3 protein-coding genes and 1 riboswitch are annotated in these 2,330 nt (G+C 69.2%); all 3 genes read left to right on the forward strand.

The annotated features are described in order from the left end of the window. Window positions 1-954: DNA glycosylase AlkZ-like family protein (locus AC1DOC_RS29825; protein ID WP_478131136.1), on the forward strand; the 954-nt coding region annotated here is incomplete at its 5' end. 119 nt (window positions 955-1,073) lie between these two features. Beyond that, window positions 1,074-1,243, forward strand: a riboswitch (FMN riboswitch). 95 nt (window positions 1,244-1,338) lie between these two features. Then, on the forward strand, window positions 1,339-1,854 hold the full coding sequence (locus AC1DOC_RS29830) for a 6,7-dimethyl-8-ribityllumazine synthase (protein ID WP_012746991.1): 516 nt from the start codon (window positions 1,339-1,341) through the stop codon (window positions 1,852-1,854). Window positions 1,855-1,886: 32 nt separating this feature from the next. Next, the coding region (locus AC1DOC_RS29835) for a glutathione S-transferase family protein (RefSeq protein ID WP_478131137.1) at window positions 1,887-2,330 on the forward strand (444 nt) is incomplete at its 3' end.

Below are 2,330 nucleotides of genomic sequence, written 5' to 3' on the forward strand. Positions count from 1 at the left end.
ACCTTGCGCCACCGCGTGAAGGACTACCGCGCGGGCGATCTCGAAAGCCGCTACACCCGACTTGCCATTGAGGAAGACTGCCTCGTCAACTACGGCTTTCTGCCGCGCGAGCACTTGGCGCTGATGCATCCGCGCGAAGCCAGGCAGCCCTGGGACGCGGACACCCGCCGCAAGGCCGCCGACGTGCTGGCCTTCGTGCGCGAGCGCGGGCCCGTGCATCCGCGTGAAGTCGAACAGCACTTTGCACACGGGAGCGTCAAGAACTACTGGGGCGGCTCGAGCAATGCGACGACGCGGCTGCTCGATGGCCTGCACTACCGCGGCATGCTGCGCGTGGTGCGGCGCGACAGCGGCACACGCGTCTACGAGGCCGTGACGCATGTGCCGGCCGACGACAGCCCCGCCGGCCGCGCGCAGCGCGCCGCCGCGCTGATCGACCTGGTGGTGCGCAAGTACGCGCCGCTGCCGGCCGCGAGCCTGACGTATCTCGTGCGGCTGCTCGGCTACGGCGCGCCGCATCTGTCGGCGCAGACGCAGGCCGCGCTGCGCCTCGCACGCGACGAACGGCTCGCAAGCTGCCGCATCGACGGCACCACCTGGTACTGGCCCGGCGATGAAAACCCCGCCTCGCGGCGCCATGCGCCCGACGATCAGGTGCGCCTGCTCGCGCCCTTCGACCCCGTGGTGTGGGACCGCCGCCGCTTCGAGCTGCTGTGGGGCTGGACGTACAAGTTCGAGGCCTACATGCCGGCGCCGAAGCGGCAGTTCGGCTACTACGCGCTGCCCCTGCTCTGGCGCGAGCGCGTGATCGGCTGGGCCAACGTCACGGCGCCCGAAGGCCGGCTGCAGCCCGCGTTCGGCTATGCCGGCGGCAAGCCGCCTCGCGATGCGCTGTTCCGCGCGGCACTCGACGACGAACTCCATCGCATGACGCAGTTCCTCGCGAAGCGCTGAGCCGCACGCATCCCGCGCGCGGCCAAAATCCCCGCGCCGCCGAAGGTCTGGCGCGCGGGCGACAACCAGCGCCGCCGTCCGCTCCTAGAATCGCACCGTCGTCCGGCATGCCGGACGGCAAGCGTTCTCAGGGCGGGGCGAAACTCCCCACCGGCGGTAATGGCGGCTTCTTCGAAAGAGGGGCCGCACGAGCCCGCGAGCGCCCAAGGCCTGCAATGGGCTGCGGGGTCAGCAGATTTCGGTGCAATTCCGAAGCCGACGGTCACAGTCCGGATGAAAGAGAGCGCGAAATGCGGGCCGGCCCGCGCGCCTTGCAATGGCGCGCATGCTGCCCTGCGGTTTCGTGCGCCCTGATTCAGGAAACCTGCTTTCAAGAGGCACACCATGAGTCAGATCAACGACCTTCCCCTTTCCGCCGTCAACGCGCCGGGCCAGCCGCGCGGCGAGCGCATTGCCTTTGTCGAGGCGCAATGGCATTCCGACATCGTCCACCAGGCGCGCGACGCCTTCCTTGCCGAGATGGAGCGGCTCGGCGTGGCGCGCGAGCTGATCGACATCTTCGACGTGCCCGGCGCCTTCGAGATTCCGCTGCATGCCAAGCGGCTTGCCAACTCGGGCAAGTACGCGGCCATCGTGGGCTGCGCGCTGGTGGTCGATGGCGGCATCTACCGCCACGAGTTCGTGGCCGGCACCGTGGTCAGCACGCTGATGTCGCTGCAGCTCGAGACCGACGTGCCGATTTTTTCGGCCGTGCTCACGCCGCACCACTTCCACGAGCACGTGGAGCACCGCAAGTACTTCCATCGCCACTTCGCCGTCAAGGGCACCGAAGTGGCCGAGGCCTGCGTGAAGACGCTCGAAGGCCTGAAGAAGGTCGACGCCTTGCTGGCCACTGCGTGACAAGYGGTACGCTGCTGCAGTAATCTGGGCGGATGACTTCTTCATCCGCCTCGAACGACCGCTACACCCTCTACGGCGCGCCCGGCTCGGGCGCGACGCCGGTCCATGCGGCGCTGACGCTGATCGGCGCGCAGGTCGAGACCGTCGATGTCTCGCCCTGGGAGAGCGACTCCGAGCGCGAGCGCATGTCGGGCGTCAACCCGATGCAGCAGGTGCCCGCGCTCGTGCTGCCGTCGGGCGAGTTGATGACCGAGAGCGCGGCCATGCTGATCTGGCTGGGCGACCGCTATCCGGAGGCCGGGCTCTGCCCCGCGCCCGGCGATCCGCTGCGTGCGCGCTACCTGCGCTGGATGGTCTACCTGCCGGCGGCCATCTACTCGCTGTTCTGGGTGCGCGACGAACCCACGCGCCTCACGCCCGACCCGGCCGCGCAGGCCGTGATGCTCGAACGCACGGCCGAGCGCATTGCGCACTGC

Source organism: Variovorax sp. 01T439_2 (assembly GCF_056398445.1).